The organism is Streptomyces sp. NPDC002156 (genome assembly GCF_053593675.1).
Genome location: NZ_JBSFDA010000224.1, coordinates 1 through 13,755, shown reverse-complemented (window position 1 = coordinate 13,755; position 13,755 = coordinate 1). Strand labels below are relative to the sequence as shown.

The following is a 13,755-nucleotide window of genomic DNA, read 5'->3' as shown; positions in this document are numbered from 1 at the left end:
AGGCCCTTCCCGTCCGCCAGACGGGAAGGGCCTCCGCCGGTGGGCTGTGTGCCCGTCGGCTCGGTTTCGGTCAGTAGACCGGGTTCCAGCCGTCGGTGCCGGCCAGGTACTTCCTGGCGGTGTAGTCAGGGGCCTGGGCGTCGGTCAGCTGCGGTGCGTTCGGGTTGTCTCCGGCTCCCTGGCCGTAGTTGTTGTATTCCTTGAACCGGGCCTGCGTCCAGGAGTAGTCGGTGGTCATGTCGGTCCAGGGGTGGTCGGAGTTGACGCCCGAGTGGATCACGCTGTCGCGGACGACCGCCTGGGGCGAAACGTCCGGCGAGTTGTGCCACGGCCGGCCGAGGTACATCGTCTTCACCGGCACGCCGTTGGTGAAGATCTCGCTGCCGGAGATCAGGATTCCGTACTTCTTGCTCTTGTCGGTGTTGGGTGCCAGCACCGTGCCGCCGACCCAGTTGCGCATGGCGATGTTGCACCGGTCGAACACCGCGGTGGCGTTGCCGAAGATGAAGTCGACCGTGCCCTCGATGTAACTGCCGACGAAGTACTGGCGGGCCTGGTCCGTGGGCTGTATCCCCTTGACGAGCACCGTGTCCTGGCGGCTGATGATCCGGTCCTGGCTGAAGGTCTGCCGGTCGCCCATGGCGGCCACCGCGACGGCCTGCGTCTCGTACGGGCCGACCTCCGGGTGCTTGGCGGGGTCGAACGAGTTGACGATCGAGATGGTCGCGACAGTGATGTCGGGCGCCTTGAAGGTGGCCACGGCGCTGCCCTGGGTTCCGTACGGCGCGCCGGTCGCGGGATTGATCATCCCGTGGGCCTTGTCGGCGGTGATGACGACGTCGGCTGCGTTGCCGGTGGAACCCTTGATGAACAGCTTGCGCTTGCTCGCCGGGACGTTGATCGTCTCGTGGTAGGTGCCCGGCGCGATGATGATGTTGTGCTCGACCCCGTCCGTGGGAGCGGCGTCGATCGCGGCCTGCACGGTCGGGTAGTCGCCGAAGCCGTCGGGCTGGACATACTCCGAGAAGTCGCCCTCGGCAAGGTGCCTGCCCTTGGTGTTCACGTTCGAGTGATGGGCCGTCATGACCGCGGCCGCGAGGGCCGCCACGGTCCCGAAGACGACCGCGCCGACCTCGATGGGAGCCGCGAGGACGGCGACGCCCGCGACGATCGCGACCAGGAGCGCCCTGCTCATGGTGGCCCAGTTGTTCTGCTGCGCCATGTGCTGCGCGGTGACGGTGAAGGCCTGCCCCCTGCCGAACGCCGTCGCCGTTTCACCCGCTTGGTTCCGGAACCGAGAACCTTCGGCGACTGCCACGATCACCTGAAGGATCGACTGCGCCCCGAGCCTGGTCTCGATCTGCTCACCGCCCTGGAGCCTCAGCACGGCGGTGTTCAGGCTGGCCGGAGTGATCTGCATGCCCTCGCGGGTGGCGCCCTGCTGCTGCAGGTCGCTGTAGTTCGCCAGGTTCTCGAACCGCGAGTTCACGTTCGCGCCATTGCCCGTCCGGATGGCCCCCGGCAGGTTCACGTGGGGGTCCAGCGTCAGGAAGTTGCCGAAGTGCACAGCACCGGCACCGTCCTCGGTGGCCACCCGCCATCCCATGACGTAGGAGTCCGACCGGCGCATGAACACCCGGATGAACTCGGGTCTGTCCTCGGCGTGCAGGTCGACGGTGATGAACTGGTTGGCCCCGTCGACGTCGGTGACGTCGACGGCCGGGCCTCCCGAAACCGGTCTGACCCTGCCGGCCCTGATCGCCTCCCTGATGCCGTTGAGCATGGTGACGTAGCCGGTCTTGGCGTCGGCGGGCTCGCTGCTGATGCGCCAGGTGACGTTCGCACCGGTCGCGGCGCTCGCGCTCTGCAGTACGCCCAGCGGGCCGAGCAGAGTGGCGAAGATCGACAGCACGACCGTGGTCACGATCGATCCGACGGTGACCCTGCGGGCGCCTCGCCGGGGCGGAGGCTGGGGTACCCCCCGTTCGGGGAGCGCCGTGATGTCGGTAGAGGACATGCGCTGTTCTCCAGGTGCTCGGTGGGCCGGGGATCCGGAGATCCGGGCTGACGTGACCGAGGCTGACAACGCACAGGTTGTTGCTCACCCCCCGCCATCAGGGGAATCAATCCCGCGCGGTGCCGCCGAGTTGATGCGCGGCCCGTTCCATCACTGTCATCAACGTCACATCTCGGAGGAAAGCGGTGACTACCGAGCGGCAGGAAACATATGTTTTTGGTCCTTGAGTAGAGATTTCACCGCTCTGCGGAATCTGCATGGAAGTGGGCAAGTCCGTGGCGCGTCCCGAAAGACCTCTGGATCCGGCGGCCGGACCGGCGCAGCGCTTCGCCCATGAGCTGCGGGAGTTGCGAAGGGCCGCCGGCAACCCGTCGTACCGGACCATGGCCGACGTGGCGGGGTTCTCGGCGGCAACGTTGTCAAAGGCTGCGGCCGGCACCCGGCTGCCGTCGCTCGCCGTGGTCCAGGGGTACGTGCGCGGCTGCGGGGGCGATCCGGGCGAGTGGGAGTCGCGCTGGAAGGAGGCCGCGGCCGCGGGGGAGGCACGGGAGGATGCCGAGGACGCGCCGCCGCCGTACCGGGGACTGGCCCGGTTCGAGCCGGACGACCGCGATCTGTTCTTCGGCCGGGACCGACTGACGGAGGAATTGCGGGAGTTGGTGTGCGAGCACCGGTTCGCGGTGGTGGTCGGGGCGTCCGGCAGCGGCAAGTCCTCGCTGCTGCGGGCCGGGCTCATCCCCCGGCTGCGGGAGCGGATCCGGGACCTGGGCGGCCCGGCGGTGCTGCGCATCCTCACCCCGGGGCCACGGCCCGCCGCCACGTACGGCCATCTGCTGGCCCCGGCGGAGAGCGAGCCGGAGAGCTGGGTCGTGGTGGACCAGTTCGAGGAGGTCTTCACCCTGTGCCGGGACCGCGCGGAGCGGACCCGCTTCATCGACCTGCTGCTCGCCGCCCGGGACCCGGACAGCCGCGTGCGGGTGCTGATCGCCGTACGGGCCGACTTCTACGCCCGCTGCGCCGAACACCGGAACCTGGCGGACGCCCTGCGCGGCGCGGCCCTCCTGGTCGGCCCGATGTCGGCGGACGAACTGCGCGAGGCAGTGGTGAAGCCCGCTCAGGCGGCCGGCTTGCTTGTCGAGCGGGAGCTGACGGCACGGATCGTCGAGGAGGTGCTCAACGAGCCCGGCGGACTGCCGATGCTCTCGCACGCACTGTTGGAGACCTGGCGGCGGCGCCGGGGCCGGACACTGACCCTGGCCACCTACCAGGCGGTGGGCGGTGTACACGGCGCGATCGCGGCGACTGCCGAAAAGGCGTTCGCGCAGTTGTCGCCCGAGCAGGCCCGCACCGCCCGGCACCTGCTGCTGCGGATGGTCGAGCCCGGCCAGGGCACCCCCGACACGCGACGCCCGCTCACCCGGGCCGAACTTGAGGAGTGGGCGGGAGCCGACGTGTCGGCGGTGGTGGACCGACTGACCCGCGCCCGGTTGCTGACCGTCGACGAGGACGGCGCCCAGCTCGCCCACGAGGCGCTGATCACCTGCTGGCCCCGGCTGCACGGCTGGATCGAGGAGAATCGCGAACGCCTGCGCCACCACCGGGCCCTGGCCGAGGCCGCCCGCACCGGGCTGGAGCACGACCGCAACCCCGGCGCCCTGTACAGCACCCGGCTGGCCCGCGCGGAGGAGCTGTTCGCTGACGACGACGGCCTGCTCACCGCGACCGAGCGGGCTTTTCTCACCGCCGCGCTGGACGCCCGCGAGGCCGAGCAGCACGCGGCTGCCCGTTCCGCGCGCCGGTGCCGGGCACAGCTGGTCTCGCTCGCGGCAGTCCTGGCCGTATCCCTGGTCGCCGGCCTGGTCGCCTGGACACAGCACAGCGACAACCAGCGCCGGCGTACCGAAGCAGCGGCCCACCGGGTCGCCGAGGTCGCCGACGCCCTGCGCACCACCGACCCGCGCACCGCTCAGCTGCTCGGCGTCGCCGCCTGGCGGGTCACCGAGTCGCCGGACACCCGTCGCGCCCTGCTCGGCGCCCTTGCCCAGCCCGAGACCGACACCTTCACCGACCCGGCTCCCGGAAGCAGCCCCGCCCGCTTCCTCACCCGCTCCGGCCGTACGTTGCTCAGTGCTGCCGACGGCACCTGGCGCACCTGGGACGTGGCGACCCACCACCGGCTCGCCTCGGGCCGACTGCCGGACGGAACCGTGGCCGGGGCCGACCCCGAGGGGCGGCTGCTGGTGGTCGCCGGGGACGACGGCACCCGGCTGTGGGACACATCGGCCGGGCGGTGGAGCGGCGCCCCTGTGCTGGCCGACGCCGTTGTGAACTTCGGCGCCGACGGCCGCAGTTACGCGGTGAGCGGTCCGGACGACGACCGGGTGCGGTTGCGCTCGGCCGCGGACGGCACACTGCTGTTCGAGACACGGGCGACCCGCCTCGCGAACGTCGCGGCCGGCACCGGCGGCCGACTGCTGGCCGACTGCCCCAACGGCAGGCCGCCGCGGCTGTGGGACACCGAGCGCGGGCGTACCCTGCCCGGCGACTGGGAGGACGCGGGCGCCCTCTGCGACGACGACTCGACGCTGGTGTTCGGCGGCCCGGGCGCCGGGGCCGACCGGTTCGCCATGGCCTCCCCCGACGGCGTCCAGGTCTGGGACGCCGTGTCAGGACGCCTGATCGTCGGCCTCGCGGACCGGGACGTACACAGCCTCGCCTTCAGCGAGGACGGGGCCTTCCTGGCGACCGCCGGCGGCAGCGAGATCAGGGCCTGGCGTCTCACGGCCGTCACGACAGACGCCCCCGCCCCGGCGTTCCGCCACCCCCTGAACAACGAGCACCTCTACGGCGGCCTCGCCTGGGACCCCGGCCGGCCGCTGCTGCGCTACCTCGAAGGCGGCACCGTCCACACGCTGGACCTCACGGGCGCCGTCACCTCCGCATGGCGCGACGATCCCCTTGAAACGGTGCTGCTCAGCCCGGACGGCCGTACCCTCGCCACCGCCGAACGCGCCGACAACATGTACCGCTTCCAGCTGCGCGACACCCGCGACGGACACGTGGTGCGGACGCTGCCGCCGGTGCCCCTGCCCGTCTCGCGCGATCCCGACGGGCCGGTCCTCGCGCAGGACACCCTGGCCCTGATGGCGTTCGACCCCGAGGGCGGCGCGCTCGCCTACGGCGTCTCCGCACCCGGCCGCCTCGCCTCACCGCAACGGTTCACCCTCTGGGACACGGCCCGCGGCCGCGCACGGACCGCACTGGATCTGGCGACGCCGTCGCCCGTCGGAGCGGTGGTCACCCTGGCCCTGGGACCCGACGGCCACGCCCTGTACGCCGTACGCACAACCCCCCTCGGCAAGCCGAGCAACGAGGTGTGGGACACCGCGCGGCACCGGCGGACCGCCGTGCACCCGGACGCGACCGGCACCGAGCTGGCCGTCCGCCCCGACGGACGACTGCTCGTCGGCGCCGACCGCGCCGTCCGCCTGCCCTCCGGCACCGTCCGCTCCCACGACCTCGTCCAGGGCAACAGGATCGGTGCCCTCGCCTTCGCCCCCGACGGCTCCCGGCTCGCGGCGGGCGACCAGACCGGGCGGGTCTCACTGTGGGACGGCGCCCTGAAGAACCGCGCGGGGGTGCTGCGCAACGTCTTCCCCACGCCGCTCGGCGACACGGCCGAGGCGGTCAGCGCACTCGCCGTCAGCCCCGACGGCCGCACCCTGGCCGCCGGCGGCGACGCCGGCACGCTCCAGCTGTGGGACATCGCCACCCAGCAGCCCCTCGGCGGCCCGCTGACCACCCCCGGCGACGCCATCACCTCCCTGGCCTTCGACCCCGACAGCACCACGCTCCACGCGGCCGGCGCCCACGCCCCGCTCCAGCGGTACACCATCGACCCGGCCCGGGCCGTCACCCGGATCTGCGCCCGCACCGGCGGCGCCGACCTGACCCCCGCCCAGTGGCACACACACGTACCCGACGCGCCGTACCGCAAGGTGTGCGGGCGCTGATTCCGGGGCCGTTGGTCGCGGCGCGGTGGCGTGGTTGAAGTCGGTGCCGGCGTCCGCTGGGTGCCGCGTTCGGGGTCGTGGGCCGTTGAGTTGGCGTGGGCGGGCTGTCCGGTGTGCCTTTCACTGAGTCTCCTTCATCGCACAACGGTCGCCCTACGCGGTGCCCGTGGAGTTCGCCGACGACCAGGACCTCGAAGCGTGGTGGTGGCAGCTGTAGGCCCCGGCAACGGGGGTCGCACAGGCTCAGTCCACCCCGCCGAGCACCGCCTTTCCCTCGGCTGCGGCGGCCGCGAAGAACGGGCCCAGGTCCTGGAGCCCGTGGTCCTCGCTCTCCCCGTCCCAGTCGGCCGCCGTGGCACCGACGGCCCAGCCTTCGGCGACCAGGCCCTTGGCGACCTGACGGACCTCGTCGGGGGTGAGGATGAAGGCGGGCCCGTAGCCGAACCGGTGCTCCTCGATGACGACGCAGCCGTGGCCGGTCGACCTGGCGAGCCATGGGTAGGCCTTCGTCCAGTCCGCGGTGCCCTCCTCGACCTCGGCACGGCCTTCGGCGACGGCGCTGAGCAGGCGGTAGTCGCACCCAAAGGAGTCCCCGGTCCGTCTGAACTCCTCCAGCGCCGACTTGAGCAGCGACGGTTCGAGCTTCGTGAGCTTCAACCACATGGACATGGGGCCTTGCCTCCGTTCGGCATGTTCACCTTCCGCCGTCACGGATCAGGAGCAGGTCGCGGCCGTGGACGATGGCCGCGTCCACCCACGCCGGGAACGACTCGTCCAGCAAGGGCACCACTTCCTCCACGTCGTCGCCGCCCGGCAGGAAGCCGTAGTCGTCGTAGACGCGGTCGGTGTCGAAGGCGGTGAGCTCGTCCCGGATCCGGTCCAGCTCCTTGAGCGGCGCGAGCACCGGGAAGGGCCACGGGTCGGGTTGCCGTGGGTTGTCGGTCAGGGGGAACGACCAGGCACGCCCCCAGAGTTCGGCGAGAGAGGCCAACCCCCAGGAACACAGCGCCTTCTCCAGGTCGTGCCATCCCCGCCCCGGCAGGACCACCTCACCGACGGGCTCCCCGAGAGCAGGGGCTAGGAGCTCCAGCAGCCAGCCGTACCCACCTGCGCGGGATGGGGTGGGCAGCCCGGAGACGATCTCCCGGAGCGCCCGCTCCACCTCGCGGGCGTCCGTGGCACGCAGCAGTTTCCCCGCCTTCCGCAGGGGGCGGACAGCGGCGACGGCCGTACGGACGAGGTCCTCGTCCCGGGAGCCGACCATGGCCCGGAAGTGCTCCTCCTCGACGACGAACGCCGATACGTACTGCTCAGCCACTGCTCTCGTCCTTGAACAGGGGCCGGCCGGCGTGCAGCCGGGCACGGATCCGGTCATAGCTCGGCCTGCGCGACTCCGACTCTTCCTCCTCCGCGTCCCGGTCCTCCTCGTACACCTCGGGGACGAAGATCTCGTGGGCGGCCCGGAGCTGCTCGGGCGTGGGATCGTACGCGTCGATCTCCACCCCCAGGGTGCCCCTGCGGTAGTCGCCGAACTTGTCGTCGAGGATCAGGGCCCGGGCGTGCACCGCGCCCGCGACCTCGAAGGTGAAGTCGTTGTAATAGGCGTGGACCACGCCCTGTGAGCGCAGGTCGCCCCCGACGTAGAGCGCGCCCCACGACAGCAGGTCCCGTACGACCAGGTCGCCCAGGACGACCAGCATGCCGAGGCCGGACACATGGTCGTCGAGGAAGCCGTGCACCACCAGGTCGCCGTCGACGACCAGCGCGATGTCAAGGTCGGTGTCGTCGGGGAGGATCAGGTCGCCGGCGTGGTGGTACCAGCCGTGGTCGTGCCTGAGGAAGTCGGCGATCTGGCCACCGGTTTGCCGGGCCACACCGGAGGTGTCGTGCAGGGGGTCGAAGCGGGCCCGCCAGGTGGACAGCGTCAGCACTGGCTCCCACCTCGTCCGGCGATCAGCCCCTGCCCTGGAAACAACTGCTCGTAGAGGGGGGCGAACTCGAACGGGTACTCCACACAGGTCTCGCCCGCGAAGCACTGCACGGCGTGGCGGCGCATCCGGGGCCCGTAGGTGCCATGGTCGATGAGGTCCGTGTAGGTCTGCCGCTTGCCCAGTTCCAGCAGGCCTGCGGTGTCGGCGAGGTAGACGTCGAAGCCCGGGTACATGAGTCCGAGGTACGGCATGTCGTCCAGGTCGAGCGCGAGGACGGGGTACTCGCCCTCCTCGTCGGGCTCCGTGACGGCCAGGATCCGTCGGGAGTCCGATCCGCCTGGCAGGAGGAAGCACTCGGAGAGGTGCCCGGACAGCCATGCGAATGGCTCGGCCCAGAAGTCGCCCATCTCGTCCCCGACCAACTGGTCCAGTGGCCGCGGCGCGAACCCGCCGTCCGGGGCGAACCACTTGTGGCGCTCCAGCAGACTGGTGTCGTACGCCAGCCAGGCGCGCAGGCTCGGCGGCAACGGGCGCCCGGACGGGAACACGGCCTCCGCGAGCACGTCCTCGGCCATCGGCCTGGCCTCACCGCCTTCCACCCAGGGCACATTGACGTACGGCAGCAGGTGCGGCAGCGCGCTGGCTCCCGGATCGCGGCGCACCGCCTCGATGACCCGCTCCGTCAGCGGCACTCCATGCATGGACTTACCTCTCGTTCGTTCGTGATGGGTGCGCTCATGGGGTGTGATCAAGGCAGGAAGGGGCGGACCCAGTCCGCGAACCGCTGCCCCAACTCCTCCTGCGCCGCCGCGAGGACGGCATCGGGGTTCGTGGCCACGGGCAGACCGAAGTGCTGGTCCAGCCAGGCCACGTACTCGTCGCGGCCTTCGGTGTACGGCTCGTCCTCGTCGCGGTAGAAGTAGGCCCTCTCCCAGTCGACGCTGATCTCCGCGTCGAAGCCGAGCAGCTGGAACAGCTCCCGCACATCGCGGGCCACCACGTGCTGCCCGCCCTCGTCGCCGAAGACGACCACAGGCAGGGTGGCGAGGTCGGTCCGGTCGTCGATCTTCCAGAGCGCGTAGAACGAGCCGCCGCCGGTGGCCTGCGCGAAGGGAATCAGCCGACCCGTGAATTCGAGGTCGTCCGACCAACCCGCCACCAAGCCGGAGAGGTCACCGTATTCCGTCAGACCGAATCCGTCGGCGAAATTCTCGTAGCCGATCCTGTCCTGTAGATCCATCAGGAGGTTGAATTCCGTTACGGGTGAGTATGCGGTATTCATTGCGTCTCCGGGCAGGGGAATAGGAGTTAGGGGTGGGGAAAGCAGTGTCGGATACGGTCGGCGCGCGGACTCGGACCCGGTCGCGGTGAGCGCCTCCTTGAGCCTGGCCGCCACCCTGTCGAGGACCGCCTGCTGCTCGGCGGCGAATCGCAGCACTCCGGCGATCCCCGACACCAGGGCGTCATGGGTGACCTGCGGCACCAACTCCCGTACAGCATCCGGGAGTTCGTCCTCGGATCGCGTCGAGGCGGCCCCGAGCAGGGCTCGCGCCGTGTCGTCGTCGATGCGGCGCAGTGCGGCGGAGCCCTGGGGGTCCCGGGGGCGCAGACAGTGCCAGTAGGTCGGGGGCGGGAGGATCGGGGTGCCCTCCGCGAACGCGCCGGGGGCGCCGTCCACCCGCGCGGTGGCCGTGACGACGCCGTCCGCATCGACGAGGTGGACGGCCCAGCCGGTGTCCCGGCTCGCGGCCACGGGCCGGTCCGCGCCGGGAAACACCACCGCGGCGCACGGCAGCCCCGCGCCCGCCGGCACGGTGACGCGGCGTCCGGCCAGGTCCTCGCCGCGCCGCGAGCCGTCGGGCAGCCGGATCACGCGCCAGCCGAGCAGTTCGTCCACCGGCGCCGCGGCGGGGCCGAACTCGGCGTCGTAGTGGGGCAGCAGCGTGCCGTACTCGAACGTGCTGCCCTCGGGGGCGTCGAGCGTCGCCTCGGTGAGAAAGGCGGGCATGCTCTCGGGGCCGAGCGTGCCGGTGTCGGGGTCGAATCCGAGCCAGGTGTCTCCTCCCCGCATCCAGTACGAGTCGCCGTCGCTGAGCAGCAACGCCTCCTGATGCAGGAAGGTGCCGCCGAGGTGGAGGACACCCGGCCCGACGATCCGTCCGCCGCAGGGCAGGGGCAGGGTCGACACCCCGGTCTCCTCCCGGTACCAGTCGATGCCCATGCGGGCGCCGCGCAGGCCCTCCAGGGCCACGATCCGGTCGGGCGTGTGGTGCCAGTAGCCGCTGTTTCCGTGGTCGCCGGTCCGCCAGTGGACGAGCAGTTCGCCGTCCACGAAGTGGAAACCGGGACGGTCGTAGTACCCCGCCGTCTCCGGCAACCGCAGATCATGGACGAGCACTGTGCCGTCGGCGTCGATCACCCGGACCTGCGAGTCACCGGCGACGACGAGGTGCGGCCAGGCGTCCGCTACATGCAGGAACTGGATGTCCTCCCTCTCCACCAGGGCGCGGGCCGCCTCGTCCCAGGCTGGCCAGCCGAGTTCGTCGAAGAGGCCGGTCCGCAGGGTCCGGGCCAGCAGCGGGGCCAGGTCGGCCGCGGCCACCGCCCGCATCTCGTCCTCTGCCAGGCTCAGCACCTCGGCGGGGAGCCAGTGCAGGGGGCCGAGTGCCTCGGGGAGGTCGGGCAGTCCGGCGGCGGGCGCCCGCCGGGCGACCTCGCGCACCCAGTCCGCCAGCATCGGACGGCCGCCGGGCGACCGGGCGAGGACCCTGAGCGTGTGCAGGTGGTCCGTACTGCCGTAGAACCCGTCGGCGCTGCGGTGGAAGACCTCCCGGAAGCGTTCGTCGGCCGCGAGGGCGAACAGGTCGCGCCGGTCGTCGAAGCTCGCCCACTGCTCCAGGGGCAGCCGGTGGTTCTCCGGGAACGGGGCGACGGGCACGTTCCGGGCAAGCAGCAGATCCAGCAGATCGAGATCCCGCACCACCTCCAACTCCCGCCCTGAACCGGCGAGTTCGGTGCGCAGTCGGTCGGCGGCACGCTCCACCAGCCGGTACAGCGCGGGCAGGCGGGCGGGTTCGCTCCAGTGCAGTGCCCCGGTGTGGAACTCCAGGAACCGGACGAACCAGCCCGCGATGCCGTCCCGGGGCCGCCGCTCCTCGGGCAGGGTGTCGTCCCAGAGCCCGGCGAGGGCCCCGGACTCCTCCAGGACGTCCAGCCACAGCACCAGCACGTCCTGGTCGTAGGAGACGGGCATCGCGTCCAGGAGCGCGCCGCGCGCCGAGGGATGTCGGCGGGCCAGCTCGACGAGGGCCGCCCGCTGGGCCTTCCACCAGCCGGTCGGCGCCCTCATGGCGGCGGGCAGAGCGAGCAGTTCCACGAGGTACGTCTGCTCGGCCTCGGCTCCGTCCGGCCCGACGGCGCGCGCCAGCCTGCGTATATCGACCCCCGACCGGACGGACGGCACGAGCCCGCCCGCGCTGCCCAACAGACACAGCCGGGTGAACCGCTCCAGAGCCTCGGGCGCCGGCAAGCGGGCGGCCAGCTCCCTGGCGTACGCCGAAAGCGCCTTCACCGACACCGCCCCGGCGAGCGCGAACTCCAGGAAGACGGCGTCCTGCCGCTGCTCGTCCACCGTCAGCCCGTGCTCGGCCTCGGCCTCGCGGGCCCGGGTGAACATCTGTGCCGCGTACGCCGTGCTCTCCGCCGACAGGAAGATCCGCCCGACCTGTTCGTGGAACGTCGGCAGGAAGTGCGGCACGGAGGCGGCCAGTCGCCGGGCGACCTTCCGGCTGTCGTCCATGGCGGCCTGCACACTGGACTTCGCCCGGCGGGCGATCCGCTCCAGCTCCGGGACGACGTCCAGCGCGTGCTGAGCGTCCTGCGGGTGGTGCACCAGCACCCACTCCGGGAAACCGAGCGCCCGGCGCGACGCCAGCCCGACCTCGACCGGTTTCCCGTCCGGTACGAAGCCGGCGTGACCAGCGGCCAGGTCCTCCGCCGCGCCCAGGTCCTCGGTGACCAGCCGCACCACCACCCGGTCGTCCGGCCCCGGCTGACGGTACGTGCGTGCCGTCAGCGGCACGGCCCGCTCACCGACGTCCCGTGAGCCGCGCGGCAGTACCGCACCGGCTTCCAGCAGTTCCTCGTACGACACCCGCGTCCCCCCGCTCACGCGTCCGTCCCCTCCTCTATCACGCGCCCGGCGTGGAGTGCCGCAGCGATCCGCGTCCCCTCCGACCAGGCCACCGGGCCGATCTCCCGCAGCCGGAGCGCGCGGCCGTCCCGGTCGCCCCAGAACAGGGCCCCGCTCTGCGTGCTGTACTCGTACGATCCGGTCCACAGACAGGCGTCGACGGTCCGCTGCCCGTCGCGCATTCGGCAGATGGTGTAGCCGCCCGTCGTCCGGTAGCCGAGCGAGGCGGCCAGCGCGTAGGGCGAGCCGAAACTGGCCCCGGCGAAGTCCGTCACCTCGGTCCCGTCGCCGTACAGGTTCGCCGGCTTGCGCCAGACCGCCCGGTGAATCTGCTCGACGCGCTGGACGATCCCTTGTCCCGTCGCGAACTCCCGCAGCTCCTCCAGGTCCGGCAGCAGTACCGGATGCGGCAGCGTCACCGTCCTCGGCGACAGCCGGACCGTCTCGCCGTCCAGGTTCACCACCCGCAGCTCGCCCGACTCGGTGGCATCCCGCAGGAACCCCACCTCGTCCGGCGCGTCACCGACGACCACGAGGTCACGCAACGCCGACCGCCACACCTCGTCCGGCCACACCCGGGCCACGAGCTCCGTCGGCACCGGAAGCGACGACGAGATCCACGCGTCGACCTGCGCCAGGCACGCAGCCGTGTGCCGCTGAAGCCACTCGGCGAGCCGGCGCAGCCGCTGCACTTCCGGATGGTCCCTCACCAGGGCAACCTCGTACCCGTCACCCGCAGTCAGCCAGCTCACTGATCTTGCCTTCCGTATCAACAGAACCTGCAATCGGCACGGTCAAGCCAGGACTGACGCAAACCAGGTGTGCGGAGCGGGTCTCTCCGGCGTACAGCGAGTCAAGCCCTTGCGGCACCCGGACGCATCCGTGGAAGCACGTAACGGGGGTACGTACTGTCGATCGGTCATCATCCAAGGGAGCCCGCCCTCAGGTGGGCGGTGGGCGGTGTCAGAGGGTGGGCTCCGGACCGGCGTTCGACAGCGCTGTGGCCAGCGCGGTCCGGGAGCGCACACCGGCCTTGCGAAAGATGCGGGTGAGGTGGGCCTCGACGGTCTTCGACGAGACGACCAGGACGCGGGCTATGTCGTTGTTGGACATGCCGAGAGCCACCATGCGGGCTATCTCCTGCTCCCGCGCCGACATGTCCGGCAACGATGTCGCGGCTTCCCGCACCGGGCGGGGCCGACGAGCGCCCAGCCGCCGCTGGATGTCCACCGCCTCCCGGTAGAGACGGCGCGCCCCCGAGGCCTCCGCGAGTGATTTCGCGCGATTGGCATGCTCCAGCGCCTGCTCCAGCCCACGTATCTGGTCGCGTGGTCCGCGTGACGTGAGTTCCGCGGCGAGCAGCAGCCTGGCCCGGCACTCCATCGGGACCAGACCGCCGGCCCTGAAACCGGAGACCGCCTCCTGAAGCGGGCCGACGGGATCCGGGGCGCTGTGGGCCCGAGCGAGGGCGGCGTATCCACGCTGCCCCGGCAGACCCAGCAGATCCGCGTCGAACGACGCCCGCCGCGCCCACTCGGCGGCCTCGTCGCGGTCACCCAGCGCCGCCGCGGCCCGGGCCGCGGCGGCGTACCAGATCGGCCT

9 protein-coding genes are annotated in these 13,755 nt (G+C 71.6%); 1 reads left to right on the top strand and 8 read right to left on the bottom strand.

All coding sequences use genetic code 11. The features are described from left to right. Positions 1 to 70 precede the first annotated feature (70 nt). A complete protein-coding gene (locus ACWCRB_RS45020; protein ID WP_389349295.1) occupies positions 71 to 2,017 on the bottom strand; it encodes a pectinesterase family protein in 1,947 nt (648 codons plus the stop codon). A gap of 257 nt (positions 2,018 to 2,274) precedes the next feature. Here ACWCRB_RS45020 and ACWCRB_RS45015 point away from each other — a divergent pair, with 257 nt between their 5' ends. Beyond that, on the top strand, positions 2,275 to 6,030 hold the full coding sequence (locus ACWCRB_RS45015; protein ID WP_451001603.1) for an nSTAND1 domain-containing NTPase: 3,756 nt from the start codon (positions 2,275 to 2,277) through the stop codon (positions 6,028 to 6,030). A 243-nt stretch (positions 6,031 to 6,273) separates the two neighbouring features. Here ACWCRB_RS45015 and ACWCRB_RS45010 read toward each other — a convergent pair whose 3' ends face one another. From ACWCRB_RS45010 to ACWCRB_RS44980, 7 genes are all read right to left on the bottom strand, one after another. After that, positions 6,274 to 6,699: a hypothetical protein gene (locus ACWCRB_RS45010; RefSeq protein ID WP_389349297.1), complete on the bottom strand. Its 426-nt coding sequence runs from the start codon at positions 6,697 to 6,699 to the stop codon at positions 6,274 to 6,276. A gap of 25 nt (positions 6,700 to 6,724) precedes the next feature. Further along, entirely contained in the window at positions 6,725 to 7,348 is a 624-nt protein-coding gene (locus ACWCRB_RS45005) for a DUF7691 family protein (protein ID WP_451001602.1), read from the bottom strand. Continuing rightward, complete coding sequence (locus ACWCRB_RS45000; RefSeq protein ID WP_389349299.1) at positions 7,341 to 7,961, bottom strand: hypothetical protein; 621 nt, start codon at positions 7,959 to 7,961, stop codon at positions 7,341 to 7,343. The genes ACWCRB_RS45005 and ACWCRB_RS45000 overlap by 8 nt, the downstream gene beginning before the upstream one ends. After that, positions 7,955 to 8,662: a hypothetical protein gene (locus tag ACWCRB_RS44995; protein ID WP_389349300.1), complete on the bottom strand. Its 708-nt coding sequence runs from the start codon at positions 8,660 to 8,662 to the stop codon at positions 7,955 to 7,957. The genes ACWCRB_RS45000 and ACWCRB_RS44995 overlap by 7 nt, the downstream gene beginning before the upstream one ends. Before the next feature lie 47 nt (positions 8,663 to 8,709). After that, positions 8,710 to 12,132, bottom strand: a complete 3,423-nt coding sequence (locus ACWCRB_RS44990; protein WP_451001601.1) for a hypothetical protein — start codon at positions 12,130 to 12,132, stop codon at positions 8,710 to 8,712. Continuing rightward, complete coding sequence (locus ACWCRB_RS44985; protein WP_451001600.1) at positions 12,129 to 12,905, bottom strand: DUF4132 domain-containing protein; 777 nt, start codon at positions 12,903 to 12,905, stop codon at positions 12,129 to 12,131. The genes ACWCRB_RS44990 and ACWCRB_RS44985 overlap by 4 nt, the downstream gene beginning before the upstream one ends. Before the next feature lie 211 nt (positions 12,906 to 13,116). Next, positions 13,117 to 13,755, bottom strand: a 639-nt coding sequence (locus ACWCRB_RS44980; RefSeq protein WP_451001599.1) for a response regulator transcription factor, incomplete at its 5' end; no start/stop codon positions are given.

Excerpts from the sequence above, each read along its gene's own strand:
- ACWCRB_RS45020 (WP_389349295.1), bottom strand. The coding sequence starts at position 2,017 with ATGTCCTCTACCGACATCACGGCGCTCCCCGAACGGGGGGTACCCCAG.
- ACWCRB_RS45015 (WP_451001603.1), top strand. The coding sequence starts at position 2,275 with ATGGAAGTGGGCAAGTCCGTGGCGCGTCCCGAAAGACCTCTGGATCCG.
- ACWCRB_RS45010 (WP_389349297.1), bottom strand. The coding sequence starts at position 6,699 with ATGTCCATGTGGTTGAAGCTCACGAAGCTCGAACCGTCGCTGCTCAAG.
- ACWCRB_RS44995 (WP_389349300.1), bottom strand. The coding sequence starts at position 8,662 with ATGCATGGAGTGCCGCTGACGGAGCGGGTCATCGAGGCGGTGCGCCGC.